Source organism: Pseudomonas sp. St386 (assembly GCF_018325865.1).
Classification (GTDB): domain Bacteria; phylum Pseudomonadota; class Gammaproteobacteria; order Pseudomonadales; family Pseudomonadaceae; genus Aquipseudomonas; species Aquipseudomonas brassicacearum.
The window spans coordinates 2,262,078-2,287,542 of record NZ_AP021900.1 but is presented as its reverse complement, the minus strand read 5'-3'; the positions used below and the strand labels follow the sequence as shown (position 1 = coordinate 2,287,542).

The following is a 25,465-nucleotide window of genomic DNA, read 5'->3' as shown; positions in this document are numbered from 1 at the left end:
CGCACTCGATCCCGTGGCACGCATTGGCGCTTGGACCGACACAATGAAGGAGCTGCAGCATGATTGTCCGTCCGGTCGCCATTACCGATCTGCCCGCGTTGCTGGACCTGGCCCGTTGCGCAGGTCCCGGCTTCACCAGCCTGCCAGCCAACGAAGAGCGCCTGGCCCACCGCATTCGCTGGGCCCAACGAACCTTTGCCGGGCAAGTCGAACGTGCCGACGCCGATTACCTGTTCGTGCTCGAAGACGATGACCGGCAGGTGCTGGGTATCAGTGCCCTGACCGGCGCGGTCGGGCTGCGCGAGCCCTGGTACAACTATCGGGTCGGGCTGACGGTCAGCTCGGCGCCGGAGCTGGGGATCCAGCGGCAGATCCCGACCCTGTTCCTCAACAACGAGATGTCCGGGCAATCGGAAATCTGCTCGTTGTTCCTGCACCCCGAGCAACGTCACGGTCACAACGGACGCCTGCTGTCCCTGGCGCGCCTGCTGTTCGTGGCCGAGTTCTCCCAGCTGTTCGGCGAAAAACTGATCGCCGAACTGCGCGGCCATGCCGACGAACGAGGCTGTTCGCCGTTCTGGGACAGCCTGGGACGGCATTTTTTCAAGAAGGATTTCAGCTACGCCGATCAGCTGTCCGGCATGGGCAACAAGTCGTTCATCGCCGAGCTGATGCCACGCCAGCCGCTGTACACCTGCCTGCTCACCGAACAGGCCCAGGCGGTGATCGGCAAGGCTCACCCGAACACCGAGCCGGCCCTGAAGATCCTCAGTGCCGAAGGTTTCAGCCATAAGGGCTACATCGACATCTTTGACGGCGGTCCGGTGATCGAGGCGCCAGTGTCGAAGATCCGTACCGTGCGCGACAGCCAGATGCTGACCCTGGTCATTGGCACCCCGGACGAACAGGCACCGGTCTGGCTGATTCACAATCGGCGCCTGGAAAACTGCCGCGTCACCAGCGCTCGCGCACACCTGCATGGCCACAAGCTGCTCGTCGATCGCCTCACCGCCAAACGCCTGCAAGTGCAACCGGGTGATACGGTGCGGGCCGTGGTATTGCCCAGGCAGGGGCAACAGGCGGTGGCGGCGTAGCCAAGGTACCGCCCGACCTTGGATATTCAATACATAAGAACTTCGTTAATCAGCAATACTTCTCCACAATTGCATAATTGCCACTTACCTACTCGGGACCCATACTTTCGCGCATCGCCCCACTGTAACGACAATATTCATGATCAAGAATCTGATTGCTACACGAATACCGCTCGAACGCATAGCGGAGAAAATCAAGACATTAGACATGACCGCGCAAGTCAAACAATTGATCGCCGATCTGGATATACAACACAACGTTGCCACGGCACAGTCTCGACGCGCGGCCATCATGAACATGACCAACCCGCATACCGGGACCATCACGCTGCATTGCACGAGCATGGGCAATATCAGTGTCAAGGCACCAGCATCTAACACCGCCTCTTCACAACTGTACTCGGTGCCCGGTCAAAGTATTCTATTCGCACTTGATCAGCCTTTCGAAATCCAGCAATACACCCTCAAAACGCATCAACTTGAAAAAACCGACACCTCGATCATCGACAACTGCAATCCGCTGATCATTGATGGCAATCGAACCTTATTCGACTATTCTCAAAGGGGCAAAAAACAACCTGCATTGATTGGCAGAATCAATTTCCCCGACCGCAGTGCAGACATCAACGTATTTGATCCTGTCTCATTGCGCAAAACAGCCTGGCTGCCTCAAGACAATAGTACCGCCCGGTACCTGTTGAGCCTCGAATTACTCGAAACGATCCAGGACCCGGAAGGTGTCAGGGTTGCCGGGGAGCTGATCTACCATTATCACCCTGCCGTGGCATGGAAAGCCTTCCAGATGCTTTATCGGGCTGACCCGCAAAACGCGTTGAGTTACGTCCCGTCGCTGAAAAAACGCAAGGACGCCCGCCTGGACAATTTGCTCCGTCCACTGGAGCTGGCGGCATGAACCTGGAAACGTTTGTCGAGCGACTGAACACTTATGACCTGCAGCGAGACAAAACCAGGATCATTGCAGACTTGCGCCAACTGGCCAAAAACCGTTGTCTATTGAGCGATCATCTTTATACCACCCTCCAGCGAGACGGTTTCAGTACGCGCAACAGCCTCTATAACGCCTATGGTTTTGTACTGCACAAGAATGATTCATTCACCCTTCGCCTGGGATTCTGGTCGCCGGTAGAGACTCATGATGAAAGCGAAACATTCATTTATAACCTGAACCACAGTCACGACTTTGAAATGTATGCAGTCGGCTACAGCGGAGATGGCTACACCACCATTACACGCGAAATACTTGATGATCTACCGCTGCAAAAAGGTAAAAAACCCAGGTTGGGTAAAGTGCGAAAACTTAAACTTGCGCCAGGTGAAGTCCTGCACATGCCTGCACTACAGGAAATCCATAAGCAAATCGCCCCGAACTCAATGTCCGCTTCATTGAGTGTACTTATTCATCCTAAACACCTGGTCAAGACCGACGAAGCTTGGTGTTTCGATAAAAATTACAGACCACTTTACCCCGGCATCGCTGCGCCAGAGATCGCACTGTTTACAGAGACGCTGTCACAGCTCAACGCCAGCTAGTCATTCGCTGTCCAACAACTAAAGAAGGAGAAACCATGAATAACCTGATGAAAGACTGGGATGAAACCCCATTACTGCGGGCGGGTACCAATGTGGTCGATACCGCCATGCAGTTAACCAACGAAATCCACTGCACGCTCCCCGGCTTCCCGACGCGCTTCAACGTCGGAAACATCCATGAGATCAAGCAGTTCTGGAGCCTACCGACCGAAGACTGAATAGTTTGAAATGGGCTTTTTTTGCCCGGCTGCAGACTTTCCGGGCCTGCAGCCTTCTTTCGATGCCATAACGGCATCACCCATACACATTCGTCATCATCTTTGCGCCTGCCACGTGATAGCCTTTGGATCTTTCGGCGTTGACACTTTTGCTCAAGCCTTTCCATTCCATTGGTGGAACTCATATGTCCAGGCTTTCCCATCAAGATTTGCGTCGTAACTTTCGCCAATTGCTGGCTTCCAACACCTGCTACCACACCGCCTCGGTGTTTGACCCGATGTCGGCGCGCATTGCCGCTGACCTGGGTTTCGAAGTTGGCATCCTGGGAGGCTCGGTGGCGTCGTTGCAAGTATTGGGCGCGCCGGACTTCGCCCTGATCACCCTCAGCGAATTTGCCGAACAGGCCACCCGCATCGGCCGCGTGGCCCAACTGCCGGTCATTGCCGACGCCGACCACGGCTATGGCAATGCCCTGAACGTGATGCGCACCATCGTTGAACTGGAACGGGCCGGCATCGCGGCGCTGACCATCGAGGACACCTTGCTGCCGGCCCAGTTCGGGCGTAAATCCACCGACCTGATCGGCGTAGCCGAAGGTGTCGGCAAGATTCGTGCGGCGCTGGAGGCGCGAGTCGATCCGGAAATGGCGATCATCGCCCGGACCAACGCCGCGATTCTGCCGGTCCAGGAAATCATCAGCCGTACCCAGCAATATGAGCGTGCCGGGGCGGACGGGATTTGCATGGTGGGCGTGCAAGACTTCGATCATCTGGAGAAGATCAGCGAAAACCTGACGGTGCCGCTGATGCTTGTCACTTATGGCAACCCGTTGCTGCGCGACGACAAGCGCCTGGCCGAGTTGGGTGTGCGCGTGACCATCGACGGCCACGGCGCCTATTTCGCCGCGATCAAGGCGACCTACGACAGCCTTCGCGAACAACGGCAGATCTTCACCCAGGCTTCGGACCTGAGCGCCACCGAACTGACCCACACCTACACCCAGCCCGAGGACTACATCCGCTGGGCCGAGGAATACATGAGCGTCAAGGAGTAATCGGACTCGCTCCCACAGGATTAGCCTGTGGTGGGCCAGATCCTAGCCCTTGCTGCGCAACATTTCCCTGGGCACATACTTGCCGATCTCGAACTTGCCGATGGCCGCGCGGTGGACTTCATCCGGGCCGTCGGCCAGGCGCAGGGTGCGTTGCATGGCGTACATGTAGGCCAGCGGGAAATCGTTGGAAACCCCGGCACCACCGTGGATCTGGATTGCCCGATCAATGACCTTCAAGGCCACGTTCGGCGCGACGACCTTGATCTGGGCGATTTCGCTCTTCGCCACTTTATTACCGACCGTGTCCATCATGTACGCCGCCTTCAACGTCAGCAGTCGCGCCATGTCGATTTCCATCCGCGAGTCGGCAATCTTGTCGATGTTACCGCCAAGACGCGCCAACGGCTGGCCGAAGGCCGTGCGACTGACGGCACGCTTGCACATCAACTCCAATGCGCGCTCAGCCATGCCGATGGAACGCATGCAGTGATGAATCCGGCCCGGGCCAAGGCGACCCTGGGCAATTTCAAAGCCACGTCCTTCACCCAACAGGACGTTTTCGTACGGCACCCGCACGTTCTCGAACAGCACTTCGGCATGCCCGTGCGGCGCATCGTCGTAGCCGAACACCGGCAGCGGCCGGACGATCTTGACGCCAGGGGTGTCCACTGGCACCAGGATCATCGAGTGCTGGGCATGGCGTGGCGCATCAGGGTTGCTCAGGCCCATGAAGATCAGGATCTTGCAGCGCGGGTCGCAGGCTCCTGAGGTCCACCACTTCTTGCCATTGATTACCCACTGGTCGCCGTCGCGCTCGGCACGGGCGGCCATGTTGGTGGCGTCCGAAGAGGCAACGTCCGGCTCGGTCATGGCAAAAGCCGAGCGGATCTCGCCGCGCAGCAGTGGCTCGAGCCAGCGTTGCTTTTGTTCTTCATTGGCGTAGCGCACCAGCACTTCCATGTTGCCTGTGTCCGGCGCCGAGCAATTGAACGGCTCCGGCCCCAGCAACGAGCGCCCCATGATCTCTGCCAGCGGTGCGTATTCCAGGTTGGTCAGGCCGGCACCCAGTTCGGACTCAGGTAGAAACAGGTTCCACAGGCCTTCTGCCTTGGCCTTGGCCTTGAGCTCTTCCATGATGGCCGTGGGTTGCCAGCGGTCGCCTTCGGCCACTTGCCGTTCGAACACTGCTTCGGCCGGGTAGACATAGGCATCCATGAACGCCGTGACGCGTTCACGCAGTTCCTGAACCTTGGGGAATAGGCAAAATCCATGAGCAGCACCTTCTTGGCAGAGGTTGTTTTAGGTCATGAAATCGATGCTAGTTCAGCTACGAAAATTTACCTAACCTATTCTCGGCGTGTATTAACATTCATCACCGATATATGTTTCACTGATTCTCATCGCCACCCGGCACCTCACAACAAGCCCAAGAATAAGAGTGCAGCGCCATGAATCTGAGCAAGGTCGACCTCAACCTTTTCATTGTCTTCGATGCGATCTACACCGAAGCCAACCTGACCCGTGCCGGGCAGATCGTCGGCATCACTCAGCCGGCCGTGTCCAATGCCCTGGCGCGTCTGCGGGAAACCTTCAACGACCCGCTCTTCGTGCGCACCGCCCAGGGGATGGTACCGACGCCCATGGCCCAGAACATCATCGGTCCGGTGCGCAACGCCCTGTCGCTGCTGCGGGTGTCGGTGCAGGAAAGCCGGATTTTCAACCCGTTGCAGGCCGTCAAGACCTACCGCATCAGCATGACCGACCTCACCGAAGGCGTGATCCTGCCGCTGCTGTTCCAGCGCCTGCGTCGCCTGGCACCGACCGTGGCGATCGAGAGTTTCCTGTCCAAGCGCCGTGAAACCACCAAGGAGCTGGCCGCCGGCCGCCTCGACTTCGCGGTGGACGCACCGCTCAACACCGACCCGCAGGTACGCCACGTCAAGTTGATGGAAGATCGCTACGTGTGCGCCATGCGCAAGGGTCATCCGTTGGCGGGCAAGGAAAAAATCAGCCTCGATGATTACCTGGCGCAGACCCACGTGCATATTTCCAGCCGCCGCAACGGGCTGGGTTATGTCGACCTGGCCCTCGGCAAGATGGGTATCCAGCGCAAGATCGCCCTGCGCTCCCAGCATTACCTGATGGCCTCCCAGGTCCTGCAACAAACGGACATGGTCATGACCGTCCCCGAGCGCTTTGCCCGTCGCCACGATCTGCACGCCTTCCTGTTACCGGTCAACGATGTGCCGCCGGTGGAAACCCACCTCTACTGGCACGAAAGCACGGACCAGGACCCGGCCAACCGCTGGATGCGCGAGCAGATGATCGAGCTGTGCCAGCAGGTGACGGCCCATGAGAAGAAGCTCGACAAGGTTTAGGCGATCAAAATTGTGGGAGCGAGCTTGCTCCCACAAGGTTTTGTGTGCAGAAACGTCATTGCTTGACGCGAACGTCAACCTGCCTTTAGCTTAGCGCCAGTCCCTTTCGTTTCGAGCGCTTCCATGAGCAGCCAGACCTACAGCATCTCCGACCTCGCCCGCGAACTGGATATCACCACCCGGGCCATCCGCTTCTATGAAGAACAAGGCCTGTTGAGCCCGGAGCGACGGGGCCAGGAGCGCATTTATTCGCCACGGGACAAGGTCAGCCTGAAGCTGATCCTGCGCGGCAAGCGCATTGGTTTTTCCCTGGCCGAGTGCCGCGAGCTGATCGAACTCTACGACCCCTCCAGCGGCAATCAGAAACAGCTGCACAGCATGCTGGCGAAAATCACCGAGCGCCGGGAACAGCTCGAACAGCAATTGCTGGACATCGAACAGATGAAGCTGGAACTCGACACCGCCGAAGAACGCTGCATCCAGGCGCTGGAGCAGACGATCAAGGGCGAGGAAATCGTCCAGTAACACTTTCCCCCTGTGGGAGCGAGCCTGCTCGCGATAGCGATGTAACTGACAACATCAATGTTGACTGACATACCGCTATCGCGAGCAGGCTCGCTCCCACAGGGGGCAGCATCGTTCTCGATATATTGGCAACTCACTACAGGTCAATCCCCATGTCCCTCCCCTCCTTTGTACGCCTGATCGAAGTCGGCCCCCGTGACGGGCTGCAGAATGAAGCACAGCCCATCAGCGTCGCCGACAAGGTGCGCCTGGTGGATGCCTTGAGCGCCGCCGGCCTGGGCTACATCGAAGTCGGCAGTTTCGTCTCGCCCAAGTGGGTGCCGCAAATGGCCGGTTCCGCCGAGGTGTTCGCGCAGATCCAGCGCAAGCCCGGTGTGACCTATGGCGCCCTGGCGCCGAACCTGCGAGGTTTTGAAGACGCGCTGGCGGCAGGTGTAAAAGAGGTGGCGGTGTTCGCCGCCGCGTCCGAAGCGTTTTCCCAGCGCAATATCAACTGCTCCATCAAGGACAGCCTGGAGCGCTTCGCGCCGATCATGGAAGCCGCCAAGCAGCACGGCGTCAGTGTGCGCGGCTACGTGTCCTGCGTGCTGGGCTGCCCGTATGAAGGGGCGGTCAAGCCAGAACAGGTGGCCTGGGTCGCTCGGGAGCTGTATGCCATGGGCTGCTACGAGGTCTCCCTGGGCGACACCATCGGCACGGGCACCGCCGGGGCCACCCGCAGGATGTTCGAGGTGGTGGGCGCCGAAGTGCCTCGGGACAAGCTCGCCGGACACTTTCACGACACCTACGGCCAAGCCATGGCCAACGTATACGCCAGCCTGCTGGAAGGCATCGCGGTGTTCGACAGCTCCATCGCCGGCCTGGGCGGCTGCCCTTATGCCAAGGGCGCCAGCGGTAACGTTGCCACCGAAGACGTGCTGTACCTGCTCAATGGCTTGGGTATCGAAACCGGTGTCGACCTGGACGCCCTGATCGCCGCGGGTCGGCAGATCTGCGACGTGCTCGGCCGCCCTAGCGGTTCGCGTGTCGCCAAGGCCCGCAGCGCACAGTGAGGTGTTACCGCTGGCCTTGTAACAGCGGTGAAACGAGTAACACGGAAACAATTTGTCAGGTCTGGCGCGTCAGCTTTTTCGACGAAAAAATACAACTTATTGATTTATATAGAGTTTTAAAAGTTGGCACGCCACCTGCTATATCTCTTGCATAACAAGAATAAAAAAACGCAGCAAACCCAATAAAAACAAGACGAAACGACTCTGACATAACAAAAACAACACGGCAGAGACGCAGCTAACAGATTTTTTTGGAGAGGATGTGCTTTTCAGGGTGCTTTCAGGAGCAACCCGCAACCGGGCAGAGAACAATAAAACTACCTTCAGGTAGCTCCCGAATCGGTTGGATCGCAAGGCGAAAAAGCAGATCAGCGCTCAAAAAAATACGTTTGCTCTTGATCCCGGATGGGGATCGCCAAAAACAGCGGTAAAGGGCAACGGCTGCCAAAAACAACAACAGGCCGCCCCTCAATAATAAAAAAAGAGCACGCGACGACAAAATTAAAGGGGAGCTTCGGCTCCCCTTTGTGCTGTCTGGGGTTTGAGCTTTTCTTGTGGGAGCGGGCTTGCTCGCGAAGGCGGCCTGCAGGTGGCCTGGATTTTGTTGATCGAGTACATATCCGTTGCTGCGGTAATGGCGGCTTAGGGTTCCGCCCTTACGGCGGCTCACTTTTGAGAAGCGCAAAAGTAAGCAAAACGCTCTTGCCCCACCACTCGGCACCTCGCCTAGGCTCGGTGTGCCCGAACGAAGGCATTGCTCCGTGGGCCGCCGCGAAGGGCCATCCATGGCCCAGCGCGGCTATCCCGGCATCCATGCCGGGATGCCCACTGCGCAATGCCTGCGTTCGGCCAGCGTGGTTTAACGGGGCGCCCCAGATCAAGATCTAAAGCAAGAGCAAGAGCAAGAGCGGGGCACATGCCGGCATCTATGTGGCTGGGCCACTGCTATCGCGAGCAAGCTCGCTCCCACACTGGATCTTCAGCAGACCCAAAGCCCATGTGCACCGCAAAACCTGTGGGAGCGAGCTTGCTCGCGAAGAGGCCAGCCCATCCAACATCTTCATCGACTGTGGCGCCGCCTTCGCGAGCAAGCCCGCTCCCACAGGGGATCTTGTTCAGCCTTCTCTATCGCGCAGTTCTTCGATGCTGATTTCGCGCATGCGGAATTTCTGGATCTTGCCGGTGACCGTCATGGGAAATTCTTCGACGAATTTGAAATGACGCGGCGTCTTGAAGTGAGCGATGCGCTCCTTGCACCAGGCCTGCAGTTCTTGCTCGGAGGCACTGTGGCCGGGATGAAACTTGATCCAGGCGACGATTTCCTCGCCATAGCGCGAACACGGGATGCCGATCACTTGCACGTCCGCCACCGCCGGGTGAGTGAAGAAGAACTCCTCCAGCTCACGCGGGTAAATATTCTCCCCGCCGCGGATGATCATGTCCTTGTTGCGCCCGACGATGCGCACGTAGCCCTGCTCGTCCATGGTCGCCAGATCGCCCGTGTGCATCCAGCCATCCGGGTCGATGGCATCGGTGCTGCCCTTGGGGTTGTTCCAGTAACCGAGCATCACGCTGTAGCCACGGGTACACAACTCACCGACAGCATCACGCGGGACGATATTGCCGGCCTCATCGATAATTTTGCTTTCCAGTTGCGGCTGGGTACGGCCGACGGTGGTTACGCGCAGTTCCAGTTCGTCTGTAGGACCGGTCTGCAACGACACCGGGCTGGTTTCCGTCATGCCGTAGGCAATCTGCACTTCGGCCATGTGCATTTCGTTGATGACCCGTCGCATCACTTCGATGGGGCATGTGGCCCCGGCCATGATGCCAGTGCGTAGGCTGGACACGTCGAAGTCGCCCCGCTGCGGCTGGTCCAGCAGGGCGATGAACATGGTGGGCACGCCATACAGTGCCGTGGCTTTTTCCTCGGCCACGGCCTTGAGCGTCAGCAACGGGTCGAAGGCATCGCTGGGGTAGATCATGGTGCTGCCATGGGTCATGCAGCCCAGGTTGCCCATGACCATGCCGAAGCAATGGTAGAGCGGCACCGGGATCACCAGCCGATCGCCAGCCGTCAGGCCCAGGCTTTCGCCGACCATGTATCCGTTATTGAGAATGTTGTGATGACTGAGGGTGGCGCCCTTGGGGAAACCAGTGGTGCCGGAGGTGTACTGGATATTCACCGGTTGATCGGACCGCAGGCTGGATTGGCGTTCAGCCAGTTGTTCCGGCGTCACCGCCGCACCCAGGGCGGCCAGTTGCGACCAGGGCAGGAAACCTGATGGTGGCTGGGAATCGAGGCTGATCACACCGCGCAAATCCGGCAAGCGTTCGCTCTGCAGGTGGCCAATCGATTGCTCCGCCAGCTCTGGTACCAGCGCTTGCAACATGGCGTGATAATCCGAAGTCTTGAACGCCCCGGCACACACCAGCCATTGGCATCCGGATTGTTTCAGCACGTATTCGAGTTCAGAAACGCGATAGGCTGGATTGATGTTGACCAGAATGACGCCGATCTTCGCACTGGCGAACTGGCTGATGCACCACTGGGCGCAATTGGGCGCCCACACGCCAAGGCGATCGCCGGCTTTCAAGCCTAGCGCCAATAAGGCTCGGGCGTGCAGATCAACGGCGTCGGCCAGTTGTTGCCAGGTATAACGCAGCGATTGATGGCGAACCACCAACGCCTCGCCCTCGGGATAGCGGGCCACCGTCTGGTCGAAAACCTCGCCGATGGTTTGGGCCAGCAAAGCCTTGGCCTGGGAGCCACGGGTGTAGCTGAGCTGCGAATGCGAACCGGGTTGATCCATGACGCCCCCTCTTGTCTTTATTAGTGGGTGTAGCAGTGGAATCTCACGCACAGATGCCTTGGGTAAAGCTATTGAAGCGCACTTACTCTGGCTCAAGTTGACGTTAACGTAAAGGGCGATTGACAGCCTCTCGTCACAAGCTTACGTTAACGTAAAGGTGAGAGCGATTCCGCCACTCTCCGCACCCGATAAAAAAGCCAAAGGTGTCCCATGAGCTACCCATCCCTGAACTTTGCCCTCGGCGAAACCATCGACATGTTGCGCGACCAGGTGCAGGCCTTCGTCAAGGCCGAGCTGGCGCCGCGAGCAGCGCAGATCGATATCGATAACCTGTTTCCCGCCGACATGTGGCGCAAGTTCGGCGACATGGGCCTGCTGGGCATCACCGTACCGGAGGAATACGGCGGCGCTGGCCTGGGCTACCTGGCCCACGTAGTGGCAATGGAAGAAATCAGCCGCGGCTCGGCCTCGGTCGCCCTCTCCTACGGTGCCCACTCCAACCTCTGCGTGAACCAGATCAACCGCAACGGCAATCACGAACAGAAAACCAAATACCTGCCCAAGCTGATCAGCGGCGAACACATAGGTGCCCTGGCGATGAGCGAGCCGAACGCCGGCTCCGACGTGGTATCGATGAAACTGCGGGCCGACAAGCATGGCGACAAGTACGTGCTCAATGGCAGCAAGACCTGGATCACCAACGGCCCCGATGCCAATACCTACGTGATCTACGCCAAGACCGACCTGGAAAAAGGTCCCCATGGCATCACCGCCTTCATCGTCGAGCGCGACTGGAAAGGCTTCAGCCGCAGCAACAAATTCGACAAGCTCGGCATGCGCGGCTCCAACACCTGCGAGCTGTTTTTCGATGACGTCGAAGTGCCGGAAGAAAACATCCTCGGCGCACTCAACGGTGGCGTGAAAGTGCTGATGAGCGGGCTCGACTACGAGCGCGTCGTGCTCTCTGGCGGCCCGACCGGGATCATGCAGGCCTGCATGGACCTGATCGTGCCCTACATCCACGACCGCAAGCAGTTCGGCCAGAGCATTGGCGAATTCCAGCTGATCCAGGGCAAGGTCGCTGACATGTACACCCAGCTCAACGCCAGCCGCGCCTACCTGTATGCCGTGGCCCAGGCCTGCGAGCGCGGCGAAACCACCCGCAAGGACGCCGCCGGGGTGATCCTCTACAGCGCCGAACGCGCCACGCAAATGGCCCTCGACGCCATCCAGATCCTCGGCGGCAATGGCTACATCAATGAATTCCCGGCCGGTCGTCTGCTGCGTGACGCCAAGCTGTACGAAATCGGTGCTGGCACCAGTGAGATTCGTCGGATGTTGATCGGCCGCGAACTGTTCAACGAAACCCGCTAACGGAGCTGACCATGGCCACGCTGCACACTCAGCTCAACCCGCGCTCGCCGGAGTTCATCGCCAACCGCGATGCAATGCTCGGACACGTCGAGGCCCTGCGCACACTGCTCGCGCAAATTCGCCAAGGCGGCGGTCCCAAGGCCCAGGAGCGGCACACCTCGCGAGGCAAGTTGTTGCCCCGTGAGCGCATCAACCGGCTGCTGGACCCGGGCTCGCCGTTTTTGGAAATCAGCCCATTGGCAGCCCATGAAGTCTATGGCGAAGACGTGCCGGCGGCTGGCGTGATTGCCGGCATCGGCCGAGTGGAAGGCGTCGAATGCATGATTGTCGCCAACGACGCGACAGTCAAAGGTGGCTCCTACTACCCGCTGACGGTAAAAAAACACCTGCGCGCCCAGACCATCGCCCAGCAGAACCGCCTGCCCTGCATTTACCTGGTGGACTCCGGCGGCGCCAACCTGCCGCGCCAGGACGAAGTGTTCCCGGACCGCGAGCACTTCGGCCGGATCTTCTTCAACCAGGCCAACATGAGTGCCCAGGGCATCCCGCAGATCGCCGTGGTCATGGGTTCCTGCACCGCCGGTGGCGCCTATGTGCCGGCCATGGCGGACGAGGCGATCATGGTTCGCCGGCAGGCGACGATTTTCCTCGCCGGCCCACCGTTGGTGAAAGCCGCCACCGGTGAGGTGGTCAGTGCCGAAGACCTGGGCGGCGCCGATGTGCACTGCAAGATCTCAGGCGTGGCCGACCATTACGCCGACAGCGACGAACATGCCCTGGCCCTGGCTCGCCGCAGCGTGGCCAACCTCAATTGGCGCAAACAGGGCGAGTTGCAGCATCGCCTGCCGATTGCCCCGCTTTACTCGGGCGACGAGTTGTACGGCGTGGTTTCGGCCGACGCCAAGCAGCCGTTCGATGTGCGGGAGGTGATCGCGCGCCTGGTGGACGGTTCGGTGTTCGACGAATTCAAGGCGCTGTTCGGAACGACGCTGGTGTGCGGCTTCGCCCATTTGCATGGCTACCCGATCGCGATCCTGGCCAACAATGGCATTCTCTTCGCCGAAGCCGCGCAGAAAGGCGCGCACTTCATCGAACTGGCCTGCCAGCGCGGAATCCCCCTGCTGTTCCTGCAGAACATCACCGGTTTCATGGTCGGGCAGAAGTACGAAGCCGGCGGCATCGCCAAGCACGGGGCCAAACTGGTGACGGCCGTGGCCTGCGCCAAAGTGCCAAAATTCACCGTGATCATTGGTGGTAGTTTCGGCGCGGGTAACTACGGCATGTGCGGTCGCGCCTACGACCCGCGGTTCCTGTGGATGTGGCCGAACGCGCGGATTGGCGTGATGGGCGCCGAACAGGCGGCCGGCGTGCTGGTGCAGGTCAAGCGTGAACAAGCCGAACGCAGCGGCCACCCCTTCAGCGCCGAGCAGGAAGCCGAGATCAAGCAACCGATCCTCGATCAGTACGAAGAACAGGGTCACCCCTACTATTCCAGTGCCAGGCTATGGGACGACGGCGTCATCGACCCGGCCCAGACCCGCGATGTGCTGGGCCTGGCCTTGTCCGCGTCACTGAACGCGCCTATCGAACCGAGCCGCTTCGGCGTGTTCCGGATGTAAACGGGGAATGCCCATGGATAACTTCAACACCCTCGAACTGCACACCGACCCACGGGGCGTTGCCACCCTGTGGCTCAGCCGCGAGTCGAAAAACAACGCGTTCAACGCCGAAATGATCCGCGAACTGATCCTGGCCCTGGACCACGTCAGCAGCGATCCAAGCTTGCGCTTCCTGCTGATCCGCGGTCGCGGCAAGCATTTCAGCGCCGGCGCCGACCTCGCCTGGATGCAGCAATCGGCCGAGCTCGACTACCACACCAACCTCGATGACGCCCGGGAACTGGCGGAGCTGATGTACAACCTCGCCAAGCTGAAGATTCCCACGCTGGCCGTCGTCCAGGGCGCCGCGTTCGGTGGCGCACTGGGGCTTATCAGCGCTTGTGACATGGCCATTGGCGCCGATGAAGCACAGTTCTGCCTGTCGGAAGTGCGCATTGGCCTGGCGCCAGCGGTGATCAGCCCGTTCGTGGTGCAAGCCATCGGCGAGCGTGCCGCGCGTCGTTATGCCCTGACGGCGGAACGCTTCGACGGGCAACGTGCGAAAGAAATCGGTTTGCTGTCGGAAAGCTACCCGGCCGAGGCCCTGGACCAGCAGGTCGAACAGTGGATCGACAACCTGCTGCTCAACAGCCCGGCGGCCATGCGCGCCAGTAAGGAACTGCTGCGTGAAGTCGGTAACGGCGCCCTTACCCCAGCGCTGCGGCGCTACACCGAAAACGCCATCGCTCGCATCCGCGTCAGCCCGGAGGGCCAGGAAGGCCTGCGGGCTTTCCTGCAAAAGCGTGCGCCAAACTGGCAAGCCGAATCGAATAACAAGGAGCCGCGTCGATGAGCGACCCTGCCCTCACCACGTTGCTGGTGGCCAACCGTGGCGAAATCGCCTGCCGCGTGATGCGCACCGCCAAGGCCATGGGCCTGACCACCGTTGCCGTCCACAGCGCCACCGACCGCGATGCCCGCCACAGCCGTGAAGCCGACATCCGCGTCGACCTGGGCGGCAGCAAGGCCGCCGACAGCTACCTGCAAATCGACAAACTGATCGCCGCAGCGAAAGCCAGCGGCGCCCAGGCCATCCATCCCGGTTATGGTTTTCTATCCGAGAACGCCGGGTTCGCCCGGGCGATTGAAAGCGCCGGGCTGATCTTCCTCGGCCCACCGGCCTCGGCCATCGATGCCATGGGCAGCAAATCGGCGGCCAAGACCTTGATGGAAACCGCCGGGGTGCCCCTGGTGCCCGGTTATCACGGCGAAGCCCAGGACCTGGAGACCTTTCGCGACGCCGCCGAGCACATCGGCTACCCGGTATTGCTCAAGGCCACGGCCGGCGGTGGTGGCAAGGGCATGAAAGTCGTCGAGGACGTCAGCCAACTGGCCGAAGCCCTGGCTTCGGCCCAGCGTGAAGCGCAGTCCTCGTTCGGCGACTCACGGATGCTGGTGGAAAAGTACCTGCTCAAGCCGCGCCATGTGGAAATCCAGGTATTTGCCGACCAACACGGCAACTGCCTGTACCTCAACGAACGCGATTGCTCGATCCAGCGCCGCCACCAGAAAGTGGTGGAAGAAGCCCCCGCCCCCGGCCTGACCCCGCAATTGCGCCAGGCCATGGGTGAAGCCGCCGTGCGCGCAGCCCAAGCGATTGGTTACGTCGGGGCCGGCACAGTGGAGTTCCTGCTGGATGCGCGGGGCGAATTCTTCTTCATGGAAATGAACACCCGCTTGCAGGTCGAGCATCCGGTCACCGAAGCGATCACCGGACTGGACCTGGTGGCCTGGCAGATCCGTGTCGCCCAAGGCGAACCGCTGCCGATCACTCAAGCGCAAGTGCCGCTGCTCGGTCACGCCATCGAAGTGCGGCTATATGCCGAAGACCCGGTCAACGATTTCCTGCCGGCCACCGGACGCCTGGCGTTGTATCGCGAATCGGCCGAGGGTCCGGGTCGACGGGTCGACAGCGGGGTTGAAGAAGGCGATGAAATCTCGCCGTTCTACGACCCGATGCTCGGCAAGCTGATTGCCTGGGGTGAGGATCGCGAACAGGCACGCTTGCGGCTGTTGAGCATGCTCGACGAATTTGCCATTGGCGGGCTGAAAACCAACATCGGGTTCCTGCGCCGAATCGTGGCCCACCCCGCCTTCGCGGCGGCAGAACTGGACACCGGATTTATCCCACGTTACCAGGCGCAATTGCTGCCAGAGCCGGGCGAATTGGATGATGCGTTCTGGTTCGCAGCCGCCCAGGGCTTCGCCTTGAACCTGACACCGCGCGTGCGCTGCGATGATGCCGATTCGCCTTGGGCCAGCACCACCGGGCTGCGTCTGGGGCTGCCAAGGGAAACCACCTTGCACCTGAGCTGCGAAGGCCAGGATCGCGCGCTGACGCTGGACGTTAGCGCCCATTGCGCGGAACTCAAGGGCGAGCAACTGGTGATCGAGCACCACGGCCTGCGCCGCAGTCATCGGGCTATTCGCCTGGGCGACAGCCTGTACCTGCAATGGGCGGGTGACCTGCACCGGATCGACCTGTACGACCCGTTGGCCGCCGCCGAGGCCAGCCACAGCCATCAAGGCGGCCTGGCCGCGCCCATGAACGGCAGTATCGTGCGGGTATTGGTGGGTGTCGGCCAGCCGGTGGAAGCCGGGGCTCAACTGGTGGTCCTGGAGGCCATGAAAATGGAGCACAGCATTCGTGCGCCCAAGGCCGGGGTGATCAAGGCGCTGTATTGCCAGGAAGGCGAAATGGTCAGCGAAGGCAGCGCCCTGGTGGCGTTCGAAGAATAGGCATCGGCCCGCTCCCTGGGCCGATCCAGTCAGAACCTGATGGTGGCCTGCACCACCACACCGATGAGGCGACATTGCTCGGTGTACAGGTTTTTCGGGTAAGTCGGATTGAGCGGAACCAGGTAACGCTGCCCGCTCTCTTCGATCAATTTGCGAAAGGTCGCGTCAGTGCTGCCAGGCAAGCAGGCGACCACCAGTTTGCCTGGCACCGCCTCGATCGCCGGATCCACCAGGATCGACATGCCCTCGGGAATGCTCAACCCGCTGGGTGCGGTCATCGCGTCGCCCACCACCACCAGCCAGAACGCGGCCCCCAGGGCGTGGTAGTCCGTCAGTTCGTAGCGCACCTGGCTGTAGGCGCCAGGATCGCCTTCGCGAACCTCGCCAACCTCGTGCCACTCACTGACCGGGTAGCGGAAGTACGGGTTGTACTTCTGCGCCAGGGCCAGGCCTTCGTCCGTGGAGGTGTCCGGCTCGCGAATCACCATCGCCACTTCCAGGAACTCCAGCCCCAGCTCCCGCAGGACCCGGTTCATGTCTTCGACACTGGGTTGCCGGCGCCTGGTCAGCCAATGGCCGACGCCGCCCTGGGACATTCCCAACCGTTCTGCCAGCACCACTTGCGTGATGCGCAGCTCCTTCATCTTGGCCTTGACCAACTCTATCCATTTATCCATGTGCGGCACGATACGTGGATGACTCCGGCCATTCAAAACACAAATTGTAGTATTTAAATTATCGTCACAATTACGATAAGTACTACTCTGGATTCAGGAGTTCAGCCCCACACACGGAGATTTTCATCACCATGGATACACCCGACAAAGACCAACCCGGCAGCCCTTTCGACAGCACGTTCCCTTCCTTGCAGGATTGCCCGGCGGCCAAACGCGCCCTCGACTATTACTTGAAACCAGGTGTTTCGCAGGCACAGGCGGAACATCGCTTCTTCGACGTCAACCACAGCATCAGCGCAGAAGAAGCCCTTGTTCACGCCTGCGACCTGCTGCGCTGCGCTGCGGCAACCGCCCACGAGTCCGCCAACCAGTTGAACGGTTCGAGCCGTGACCTGGCATTTTCGGTGGTGCACATGATTGATCTGGTCAAGGTGATGCTTGACCGATCCCTGGATCGCTACCCGACTCGCTAGGGGTAACACTTGGGAATGTCGCCGCGAACGCGGACGACGAGAAAATTTTCCAATCGATGCGATAAAACCATTTGACTTGCAAATGATAATGATTATTATTGTATCAGCTGGTCGCGAGATCAGTCGATAGACCAGAAGACCTTAGGTCGGACTTCTGGAATATCTCCTCATCAGGCTAATCACGGTTTTTGACCCGGCTTTTTGCCGGGTCTTTTTTTGCCGATTTTTCGGCTTATGGCTTCAGGCTAATGAAGTCTTTTTGGGAGCTGCCAATTCGGTGGCGGCGATGATAGCAAATGAATATCTGATTGCAAGAGCAGCCCCGCCACGCAGGCTGAAACTATCGACAGCCAGCACTTGAGAATCAATTGCAGACTCTCTAAGCTGGCTCGGCGTCCAGGGAGGACGCCCCCTCTTTTACGTGACGCAAATCGTCTCGGCTCCCCCTTCTTGCGTGTACAGTAATGGCCATGAAAATCCTCTCCAGGAATCGTGACCGTGGCTAAATCTTCCTTTGATATCAGCGCCAATTTCGACAGCGGTAACATCGAGGTCGTCGACATCAGCAACCCGTTGCAGTCGTTGCTCAAGATCAGGCCCGACACCCGCAGCGCCCATTTCCAGTGGTTCCACTTCAAGGCCAGCGGCCTGCACGTCGGCCAGGAGTATTCCTTCCGGCTGCTCAACGCCAGCCAATCGTCTTACAACAAGGCCTGGACGGGCTACCAGGCCGTTGCTTCCTACGATCACGTCAACTGGTTCCGCATTCCGACCCAATTTGAAGGCGACGCCCTGCGTTTTTATCTGGAGACCGAACAGACCAACGCCTGGTTCGCCTACTTCGAACCCTACAGTCGCGGCCGGCACGATTGGCTGATCGAGCAAGCGCAGCACAAGGCCGGCGCCGAACTGTTGGCCGTCGGTAAAAGCGTGGAAGGCCGTGACGTTCAGCTGCTGCGCAAAGGCAGCGGTGCGCAAGGCCGGCGCAAAGTCTGGATCATCGCCCAGCAGCATCCCGGCGAGCACATGGCCGAGTGGTTCATGGAGGGCGTGATCGAACGCCTCCAGCAGCAGGACGATGCGCAACTGAACCAGTTGCTCGCCAAGGCCGATCTGTACCTGGTGCCGAACATGAACCCGGACGGCGCGTTCCACGGGCATCTGCGGACCAACGCCATGGGCCAGGACCTCAACCGTGCCTGGCAGAACGCCAGTCCGGAAATCAGTCCCGAGGTCTTTTTCGTCCAGCAGCAAATGGAAAAGTACGGCGTCGATCTGTTCCTCGATGCTCATGGCGATGAGGAAATTCCCCACGTCTTCACCGCCGGTTGCGAAGGCAACCCGGGCTACACGCCACGCATTGCCGAACTCGAAGAGCGCTTTCGCAGCCATCTCAAGCACCAGACCAAAGACTTCCAGACCATTCACGGCTACACCCGCGACGAACCGGGCCAGGCCAACATGACCCTGGCCTGCAACGCGGTCGGGCAGAAATATGACTGCCTGTCCCTGACCCTGGAAATGCCGTTCAAGGACCACAACGATCACCCGAACCCGATCACCGGCTGGTCTGGCAAACGCTCGATGCAACTGGGCAAGGATGTATTGAGCACCATCGAGGCCATGGTCGACGAATTGCGCTGATCCAATGACCTGATCAATCCTCTGTGGCCAGGGAGCTTGCTCCCTGGCCACAACCCATCAACCCTTGCCGCGCAACATACTGTCCAATACCTCATCCCGGCGCACCCAAGCGTGAAACAACGCCGCCGCCAGATGCACCAGCACCGTCACGAACAACAGGTAAGCCAAGTACCCGTGGGCCTTGCGCAGCAGTGCGAACGTCTGGGCGTGGGCTGGCAGAATCGAGGGCAGTTGCAACGAGTCGCCGAGCATCACCGGGTCCCCCGCCGCCGAAATCATGCCCCAGCCCAACAGCGGCAGGACCAGCATCAGGGCGTACAACAGCACATGCGAGGCGTTTGCCGCCAACACTTGCCAGGCCGGCAGATCCGCCGGCAGCGGCGGTTGGCGGGTGGTAAAACGCACCACCAGGCGCACGATCACCAACAGCAAAATCGCGATACCCAATGGTTTGTGCAACTGCAGCAGCCATTCATGGCGTTCGGACACCGAGGCGACCATGCCCGCGCCGATGAACAGCATGGCGATGATCATCACTGCCATCAGCCAGTGCAGCAGCCGGGCCAGCGGTGCAAAGTGACGAGGGGCGCTCATGGGCGGGACTCCTGTTTGGCGGGCAACTGGCTCACTTCGCTGGTACGGCGCAGATAGGAACTGGCATAGGCGGCGGAGCGCGCGACCAATAGCGGGTCTTCGGAACCTTCGATCCCTTGGGGCAGGATCAGCGGGTCATAGTTGATGTCGCGGCATTCGCCGTTGTCCTGCGCCTGAGTGCGCTCGAGCACCAACGTGCCGGCATTGAGGACCTTGCGGTCAGCGGGCCAGGCCTTGCTGGCATCGTTCACCGGGTCACCCGGGTTGGCCAGGGTGATGTTCAACTGCCAGCGCAACGGCCCGGCGGCGAGACGCTTCACCAAGTCTTGCTCGAGGAAGTCGCCCCCCTGGGGTGGCGTCGCATCCGCAGCGTCCTGGCTCATCGGCACCACGCCCCAGCGCACCGCCTGGCGCTGCCCGGCGGGGTTGACCAGATAAAACGCGTTGATGCCGTTGTAGGTTTCGGTGGCATAACTGGCCGACGGCTTGGCGGTCTTGATCCATTGCAGGAACGGCGCCGCTTCGGGGTGCGCGGCAAAGAACGCCGGTACGGCCGCAGGGTTCGGTTTTCCTGTGGCAGGGTCCGGCGACTGGGCTTGCTGGAGTTGGTAGAAGGCTTCGGGCGTGCCCACCGGAAACACCGGCATGCTGTTCATGCCGGTGCGCCATTGCTGGCCGTTGGCCAGGGTAAAGCGCAGTGCCAGGCTGCGAATCGGCACACTGCCGTCCGGTGCATAAGGGTTGCCGCTGGGCAAGGCGAAACGCCCAACCACTGGCGTTTGCGGCTGCGAGAACACTTGGGCGCTGGAATAGGCGCTGGCCTCACCCGTGCTTTGGAAATAGCCCGCGACGCAGACACCTTTTGAGTGGTTGCGTCGAAAACCCGGGTGAACACCGTTGTTTTTTTCCAGCACATTGACCAATGCCTGCGGTGTCAGGCGTTGTGGGTCGAGGCTGCCATTGACGTAGGCAAACGCCCCGGCCAGCGCGGCAATAATCACTGCGATGCCGCTCAGGCGCAATGTCAGGCCGGCGGCACTCAAGGGTGGCCGGCTCGACGAGGGTGAAGGATCAACCATGAGAAGCTCCAGGGCTCGAGGCCATTTGTTGGAAAGGACCCGTCAGACGAAAGCCCCGCAGGTTTATTCCCACGCCTCGTATTTATTTTTCCTGCACTGGAATAATCTCGTTCGCGGATCGTCTTTCCAGTCCCGGCGCAATGACTGCCCATAGAAGCCACACTTTCATGAACGCACTCGACGAACAGTTGCGCGAGCTCATCCCCAGGCTACGGCGTTTTGCCGTGTCGCTGACGCGCAACCCGAGCAACGCCGATGACCTGGTGCAGGCATGCCTGGAGCGGGCGTTGTCCAAGTGGAACGACAAGCGTCCGGACGGCGATCTGCGGGCCTGGCTGTTTTCGATTCTGTACCGGCAGTTTCTCGACGGTCATCGCCGCTCCCGTCGGTATGCGCGCATGCTGGAGTTTTTCACCGGCCGCGACGATGCCCACCCTTCGGCCGAGCGCAGCGTGATCGCGCAATCGTCCCTGCAGGCCTTCGATCAACTCACGACGGAACAACGTGCACTGTTGTTGTGGGTGTCGGTGGAAGGCTTGAGTTACCAGCAAGTCGCCGACATCCTCGACGTGCCGATCGGCACGGTAATGTCCCGCCTGTCCCGCGCTCGCCAGGCCCTGCGCCAACTCAGCGACGGCGAAATCACCCGCCCTACCCTGCGGATACTCAAATGATCAGCATGCCCCCCAGCGACAGCGACCTGCACGCCTACGTTGATCGCCAACTGAGCGAGGCCGACCAGCGCCTGGTGCAGGCTTACCTGGCCAACCAGCCGGAAGTCGCCGCCCGGGTCCGCGCCTGGCAACAGGACGCGCAACACCTGCGCACGGCCCTGAGCGGCGCTTTGCAACAGCCGCCCAACCCCGACCTCGACCCGGCCATGATTCGCCAGCACCTGAAACATCGCTCCCGCCGCCACCTGGCCAGCGCCGCGGTGTTGCTGCTGGCTGTCAGCGTGGGCGGGGTCAGTGGCTGGCAGGCGCGGCAAATGACCCTGCTCAGCGCTGCTGCCCCGATGGCTGACGCCCTGCAGGCATACCGCTTGATTGCCCAACAGGGCATCCTTCCGGCCGATTACCAGACGAGTGACGAGCAGAGCATGCAAGGCTGGCTCGACCGCTACTTCACCCAGGCCGACCGGCTGCCAGACCTGTCGGGCGCAGGCTTCAAGCCGATCAGCGGGCGCTTGCTCAGCACCGAACAAGGCGCGGCGGCAATGGTGGTCTATCAGGACCCGAGCGGTCAGAAAATCAGCTTCTACGTGCGCCCACCCGGCCCGAAAAACTTCCTCCTGCCCCGGGGCAGTCGCCGCGAGGGCGAGTTGCAAGCCGAGTACTGGTCCGGGCCGGGCTACAACTATGCGATGGTCATTCCCAGTGATACGCCGACGGTGCAACGGCTCAAGCAGACCCTGAAGTTCTGAGCCCCCTACCCTTGTGGGAATCTCTGTGGGAGCGAGCTTGCTCGCGATGGCGGTGTATCAGTCGACATCATTTCTAACTGAACCTCCGCTATCGCGAGCAAGCTCGCTCCCACAGGGGATACAGGCCGCTCTTGAGAGTGTGTTCACCCCTGCCCAAACACCTGCGAAGGCCTGCGCAGCAACGGGTCGAACGGGTTGATCCGCGGTCCGATCAGGGCCGCCTCGCGCTTGAGCATGTCCACCACCGTCGGCAGGCGATCGGGCCCCAGGCGGTCGCTCACCGTTGCCACGCTCAAGGCGGCCACGGCGCGGCCGTCACGGTCCAGGATCGGCACGGCCACTCCGGCCATGCCTTGCAATACACCGGTGTTACGCCCGGCGTAGCCCAGCGTACGGACGTTCTCCACTTCCGAACGCAGGAAGACTTCATCGTACAAATGGAAATCCTTGAGCCGCGGCAGGTTGTATTGAATCACCGTGTCGCGCTCTTCCTCCGGCAGAAACGCCAGGATCGCCAAGCTGCCCTGCCCCACGCCCAACGCCACGCGGCCGCCAATGTCGCCGGTGAACGTGCGGATCGGAAACGGCCCCTCGCTGCGGTCCAGGCAGACCGCGTCGAAACCACTGCGTGCCAGCAAAAATAACGAGTCCCCCAGGGAGGCCGACAACCGCAGCATCGCCGGGCGCACCAGTTCGCGCAGGTTGCCGGTGTTGCCGGCGCGGGCGGCCAGGGCGAAGAACTCCAGGCTCAGGCGATAGCGTTTGCTGCGTGCGTCCTGCTCGACCATGCCTTCGTCCATCAGGCTGCGCAGCAAGCGATGCGTGGTGGGCTGGGACAGGCCGATGCGCTGGGCCAATTGTGTCACCCGCTCCCCACCCTCGGCGGTGTCACCCAGGCTGCGCAGCACGGCAAACAGCCGGGAGACCGCACCGACACCGACTTCGCCTTTCTCATTATTCCGATCAGTGGAATTAGACATGCCATCTCTCGTCATTAAATTTACTCACTGAATGAAACTGAAAATAGTCTTCGCTTCAGTGAAATAGTCCATTGAGCCCATCCTATTCTTCGTCCTACTCTTCGTCCAGACAGGGGCGATTCGAACAACAGCGGCAGCCGACTCAAGGTCGAGCGCCAACGCACCCCAGCAACACCCTTTCGTATCTGCCCATAAAAAAGCGCGCCCGCGGGCGACGCATAACAATCTCAGGTGGAGCGCAGCTATGGCTTTTGTGCAACTTGAAGGACTTGGCAAACGTTACGGCGATATCGACGCCGTGGTCGCCACCAACCTGTCGGTGGAAAAAGGCGAGTTCGTCTCGCTACTGGGACCTTCCGGCTGCGGCAAAACCACGACCCTGCAGATGATCGCCGGCTTCGTCGAAGTCAGCAGCGGGCGCATCCTGCTGGATGGTCGCGACATTACCCACGCCAAGCCCGCCAGCCGTGGCCTGGGTGTGGTGTTCCAGAGCTACGCGCTATTTCCCCACATGACCGTCAAGGACAACGTCGCCTTCGGCCTGCGCATGCGCAAAGTGGCCAATACCGAACTGCAACAACGGGTAGACCGGGTGTTGAAACTGGTACGCCTGGACCGCCACGCCGACCGCTATCCGCGAGAACTCTCGGGCGGCCAGCGCCAACGCGTGGCACTGGCCCGGGCACTGGTGATCGAGCCGCCAGTGCTGTTGCTCGACGAGCCACTGTCCAACCTCGACGCCAATTTGCGCGAAGAGATGCAATACGAAATCCGCCGCATCCAGCGCGAAGTCGGGATCACCACGCTGATGGTGACCCACGACCAGTCCGAAGCCCTGTCGATCAGTGACCGGGTCGTGGTGATGCAGGCCGGGCGCATCACCCAGATCGATGCGCCGTACACCCTTTACGAGCACCCTCGCACCGAGTTCATTTCCGGCTTCGTCGGCAAAGCCAACCTGCTGCCCGGCATGCGGGACAGTGCGGGAGTCGTTCAAGCCTGCAGCCAGGGCAATGGCGAGCTGACGCTAAGCCTGCGCCCGGAAAAAATCGACCTGTGCGAGGCCGGTTCAGGGCGACTGCAAGGCACCCTCGTCAGCCGCTTCTTCCTTGGCAGCCAATGGCTTTACGGCGTCTCGACCAGCCTGGGTGAACTCTGCGTGGTGCGCCGCAACGACGGCTCCGCGCCCCTGGTCGAAGGCACGGCGGTGGGCCTGGACTGGGACCCGACGCTGCTGCGGGTGCTGACTGCGGACGAGGTGCCGGCATGAAGCTGATCGATGCGATGCGCCGCGGTCGCCAAGGCTACCTGATGTCCGCGCCAGCCCTGGCCTTGTACCTGGGCTTGCTGGTCATTCCCTTGGGCTTGACCTTGGTCCTGTCGTTCAACGTCTTCGACTACAGCTCGGGCATCAACGGCGACGCCTATACCTTCGAGCACTACACCAGCCTGTTGGGCGATCCGTACTTCTACGAGATCTTTTTGCGCACGTTCTGGATCAGCGCCCTGACCACTTTCCTGTGCGTGCTGATCGGCGTGCCCGAGGCGTACATTCTCAGCCGCATGGGCGCACCGTGGCGCTCGATTTTCCTGATCCTGATTCTCACCCCGCTGCTGATTTCAGTGGTGGTGCGCGCCTTTGGCTGGAGCCTCCTGCTCGGCGCCGACGGCCTGGTCAACCAGGCCCTGCAAGCCTTCGGCGGCTCGCCGATGAAGCTGCTCTATACGCCATTCGCCGTGGTCATCGCCCTGGTCCACGTGATGTTGCCGTTCATGATCATTCCGGTCTGGACCTCGCTGCAGAAACTCGACCCGGCCGCCGAACAGGCCGCGCTGTCTCTGGGAGCGAGCCAGTTCACGGTGATCCGAAAAGTGGTGTTGCCGCAGATCATGCCCGGCGTGCTGTCCGGCACGCTGATTGTGTTCGGCCTCGCCGCCAGTTCCTTCGCGATTCCCGGCTTGCTCGGCGGACGGCGCTTGAAGATGGTCGCCACGTTGATCTACGACCAGTACCTGTCGGAGCTGAACTGGCCCATGGGCGCGGCCATTGCCGTTGCCCTGCTGCTGCTCAATCTGCTGATCATGCTGTCGTGGAACCGGATGATCGAAGGCCGCTACAAGAAGTCATTGGGGTAATT

General features: G+C 60.6%; 24 protein-coding genes. 18 read left to right on the top strand and 6 right to left on the bottom strand.

Going from position 1 to position 25,465, the window contains the following annotated elements; all coding sequences use genetic code 11:
• Window positions 1–59: 59 nt before the first annotated feature.
• The 5 genes from astA to KI235_RS10070 all read left to right on the top strand — a co-directional run bounded on the left by astA (window position 60) and on the right by KI235_RS10070 (window position 3,918).
• Window positions 60–1,094 (top strand): arginine N-succinyltransferase, encoded by a 1,035-nt coding sequence (astA, locus tag KI235_RS10090; protein ID WP_003200013.1) that lies wholly within the window; start codon window positions 60–62, stop codon window positions 1,092–1,094.
• A 139-nt stretch (window positions 1,095–1,233) separates the two neighbouring features.
• Complete coding sequence (locus KI235_RS10085; protein ID WP_053162232.1) at window positions 1,234–2,007, top strand: hypothetical protein; 774 nt, start codon at window positions 1,234–1,236, stop codon at window positions 2,005–2,007.
• Window positions 2,004–2,645: a transposase gene (locus KI235_RS10080; RefSeq protein WP_212795664.1), complete on the top strand. Its 642-nt coding sequence runs from the start codon at window positions 2,004–2,006 to the stop codon at window positions 2,643–2,645. The genes KI235_RS10085 and KI235_RS10080 overlap by 4 nt, the downstream gene beginning before the upstream one ends.
• Window positions 2,646–2,680: 35 nt before the next feature.
• Window positions 2,681–2,863, top strand: coding sequence for a hypothetical protein (locus KI235_RS10075; protein WP_003200007.1), 183 nt, complete (start codon window positions 2,681–2,683; stop codon window positions 2,861–2,863).
• A 185-nt stretch (window positions 2,864–3,048) separates the two neighbouring features.
• Window positions 3,049–3,918, top strand: coding sequence for an oxaloacetate decarboxylase (locus KI235_RS10070; RefSeq protein WP_003200006.1), 870 nt, complete (start codon window positions 3,049–3,051; stop codon window positions 3,916–3,918).
• Between the two features lie 42 nt (window positions 3,919–3,960).
• Here KI235_RS10070 and KI235_RS10065 read toward each other — a convergent pair whose 3' ends face one another.
• Complete coding sequence (locus KI235_RS10065) at window positions 3,961–5,157, bottom strand: acyl-CoA dehydrogenase (RefSeq protein ID WP_280527344.1); 1,197 nt, start codon at window positions 5,155–5,157, stop codon at window positions 3,961–3,963.
• A 209-nt stretch (window positions 5,158–5,366) separates the two neighbouring features.
• Between KI235_RS10065 and KI235_RS10060 the strand changes: the two genes are divergently transcribed.
• The 3 genes from KI235_RS10060 to KI235_RS10050 all read left to right on the top strand — a co-directional run bounded on the left by KI235_RS10060 (window position 5,367) and on the right by KI235_RS10050 (window position 7,873).
• The gene (locus KI235_RS10060) at window positions 5,367–6,296 is read left to right on the top strand and encodes a LysR family transcriptional regulator (RefSeq protein ID WP_003200002.1); all 930 of its coding nucleotides are present in this window, start codon (window positions 5,367–5,369) and stop codon (window positions 6,294–6,296) included.
• A gap of 123 nt (window positions 6,297–6,419) precedes the next feature.
• The gene (locus KI235_RS10055; protein WP_003200000.1) at window positions 6,420–6,821 is read left to right on the top strand and encodes a MerR family DNA-binding transcriptional regulator; all 402 of its coding nucleotides are present in this window, start codon (window positions 6,420–6,422) and stop codon (window positions 6,819–6,821) included.
• 152 nt (window positions 6,822–6,973) lie between these two features.
• The gene (locus tag KI235_RS10050; protein ID WP_003199998.1) at window positions 6,974–7,873 is read left to right on the top strand and encodes a hydroxymethylglutaryl-CoA lyase; all 900 of its coding nucleotides are present in this window, start codon (window positions 6,974–6,976) and stop codon (window positions 7,871–7,873) included.
• A gap of 1,115 nt (window positions 7,874–8,988) precedes the next feature.
• Here the strand turns inward: KI235_RS10050 and KI235_RS10045 are convergent.
• The gene (locus KI235_RS10045) at window positions 8,989–10,686 is read right to left on the bottom strand and encodes an AMP-binding protein (RefSeq protein WP_013692667.1); all 1,698 of its coding nucleotides are present in this window, start codon (window positions 10,684–10,686) and stop codon (window positions 8,989–8,991) included.
• Between the two features lie 210 nt (window positions 10,687–10,896).
• On the opposite strand from KI235_RS10045, the gene KI235_RS10040 reads away from it, so the two are divergent.
• The 4 genes from KI235_RS10040 to KI235_RS10025 are packed head-to-tail and all read left to right on the top strand — an operon-like array spanning window position 10,897 to window position 16,457.
• The gene (locus KI235_RS10040) at window positions 10,897–12,060 is read left to right on the top strand and encodes an isovaleryl-CoA dehydrogenase (RefSeq protein ID WP_003199994.1); all 1,164 of its coding nucleotides are present in this window, start codon (window positions 10,897–10,899) and stop codon (window positions 12,058–12,060) included.
• Window positions 12,061–12,071: 11 nt separating this feature from the next.
• Window positions 12,072–13,679: a carboxyl transferase domain-containing protein gene (locus KI235_RS10035; RefSeq protein WP_027912591.1), complete on the top strand. Its 1,608-nt coding sequence runs from the start codon at window positions 12,072–12,074 to the stop codon at window positions 13,677–13,679.
• Window positions 13,680–13,692: 13 nt separating this feature from the next.
• Window positions 13,693–14,511 (top strand): gamma-carboxygeranoyl-CoA hydratase, encoded by an 819-nt coding sequence (locus KI235_RS10030; protein ID WP_027912592.1) that lies wholly within the window; start codon window positions 13,693–13,695, stop codon window positions 14,509–14,511.
• Window positions 14,508–16,457 carry an acetyl/propionyl/methylcrotonyl-CoA carboxylase subunit alpha gene (locus KI235_RS10025; RefSeq protein ID WP_212795662.1) on the top strand — a complete coding sequence of 650 codons (1,950 nt, stop codon included), beginning with the start codon at window positions 14,508–14,510 and terminating at the stop codon, window positions 16,455–16,457. Before KI235_RS10030 ends, KI235_RS10025 begins: the two co-directional genes overlap by 4 nt.
• A gap of 29 nt (window positions 16,458–16,486) precedes the next feature.
• Here the strand turns inward: KI235_RS10025 and KI235_RS10020 are convergent, their stop codons facing one another.
• Window positions 16,487–17,134 carry a S24 family peptidase gene (locus KI235_RS10020; protein ID WP_003199987.1) on the bottom strand — a complete coding sequence of 216 codons (648 nt, stop codon included), beginning with the start codon at window positions 17,132–17,134 and terminating at the stop codon, window positions 16,487–16,489.
• A gap of 131 nt (window positions 17,135–17,265) precedes the next feature.
• Between KI235_RS10020 and KI235_RS10015 the strand changes: the two genes are divergently transcribed.
• Together KI235_RS10015 and KI235_RS10010 are read left to right on the top strand one after the other, a co-directional pair.
• On the top strand, window positions 17,266–17,607 hold the full coding sequence (locus KI235_RS10015; protein ID WP_003199984.1) for a DUF3077 domain-containing protein: 342 nt from the start codon (window positions 17,266–17,268) through the stop codon (window positions 17,605–17,607).
• Window positions 17,608–18,099: 492 nt separating this feature from the next.
• Window positions 18,100–19,251: a M14-type cytosolic carboxypeptidase gene (locus tag KI235_RS10010; RefSeq protein ID WP_003199982.1), complete on the top strand. Its 1,152-nt coding sequence runs from the start codon at window positions 18,100–18,102 to the stop codon at window positions 19,249–19,251.
• A 57-nt stretch (window positions 19,252–19,308) separates the two neighbouring features.
• Here the strand turns inward: KI235_RS10010 and KI235_RS10005 are convergent, their stop codons facing one another.
• Both KI235_RS10005 and KI235_RS10000 read right to left on the bottom strand, forming a co-directional pair.
• A complete protein-coding gene (locus tag KI235_RS10005; RefSeq protein ID WP_003199979.1) occupies window positions 19,309–19,845 on the bottom strand; it encodes a cytochrome b in 537 nt (178 codons plus the stop codon).
• Window positions 19,842–20,924, bottom strand: a complete 1,083-nt coding sequence (locus tag KI235_RS10000) for a catalase family peroxidase (RefSeq protein ID WP_212795661.1) — start codon at window positions 20,922–20,924, stop codon at window positions 19,842–19,844. The genes KI235_RS10005 and KI235_RS10000 overlap by 4 nt, the downstream gene beginning before the upstream one ends.
• Before the next feature lie 167 nt (window positions 20,925–21,091).
• On the opposite strand from KI235_RS10000, the gene KI235_RS09995 reads away from it, so the two are divergent.
• A complete protein-coding gene (locus tag KI235_RS09995; protein ID WP_003199976.1) occupies window positions 21,092–21,598 on the top strand; it encodes a sigma-70 family RNA polymerase sigma factor in 507 nt (168 codons plus the stop codon).
• Window positions 21,595–22,347, top strand: coding sequence for an anti-sigma factor (locus KI235_RS09990; protein WP_003199974.1), 753 nt, complete (start codon window positions 21,595–21,597; stop codon window positions 22,345–22,347). The genes KI235_RS09995 and KI235_RS09990 overlap by 4 nt, the downstream gene beginning before the upstream one ends.
• Before the next feature lie 143 nt (window positions 22,348–22,490).
• Here the strand turns inward: KI235_RS09990 and KI235_RS09985 are convergent, their stop codons facing one another.
• The gene (locus KI235_RS09985; protein WP_003199972.1) at window positions 22,491–23,327 is read right to left on the bottom strand and encodes an IclR family transcriptional regulator; all 837 of its coding nucleotides are present in this window, start codon (window positions 23,325–23,327) and stop codon (window positions 22,491–22,493) included.
• 244 nt (window positions 23,328–23,571) lie between these two features.
• Here KI235_RS09985 and KI235_RS09980 point away from each other — a divergent pair, with 244 nt between their 5' ends.
• Together KI235_RS09980 and KI235_RS09975 are read left to right on the top strand one after the other, a co-directional pair.
• A complete protein-coding gene (locus tag KI235_RS09980) occupies window positions 23,572–24,597 on the top strand; it encodes an ABC transporter ATP-binding protein (protein WP_013692659.1) in 1,026 nt (341 codons plus the stop codon).
• Complete coding sequence (locus tag KI235_RS09975) at window positions 24,594–25,463, top strand: ABC transporter permease (RefSeq protein WP_003199968.1); 870 nt, start codon at window positions 24,594–24,596, stop codon at window positions 25,461–25,463. The genes KI235_RS09980 and KI235_RS09975 overlap by 4 nt, the downstream gene beginning before the upstream one ends.
• Window positions 25,464–25,465: the final 2 nt, after the last annotated feature.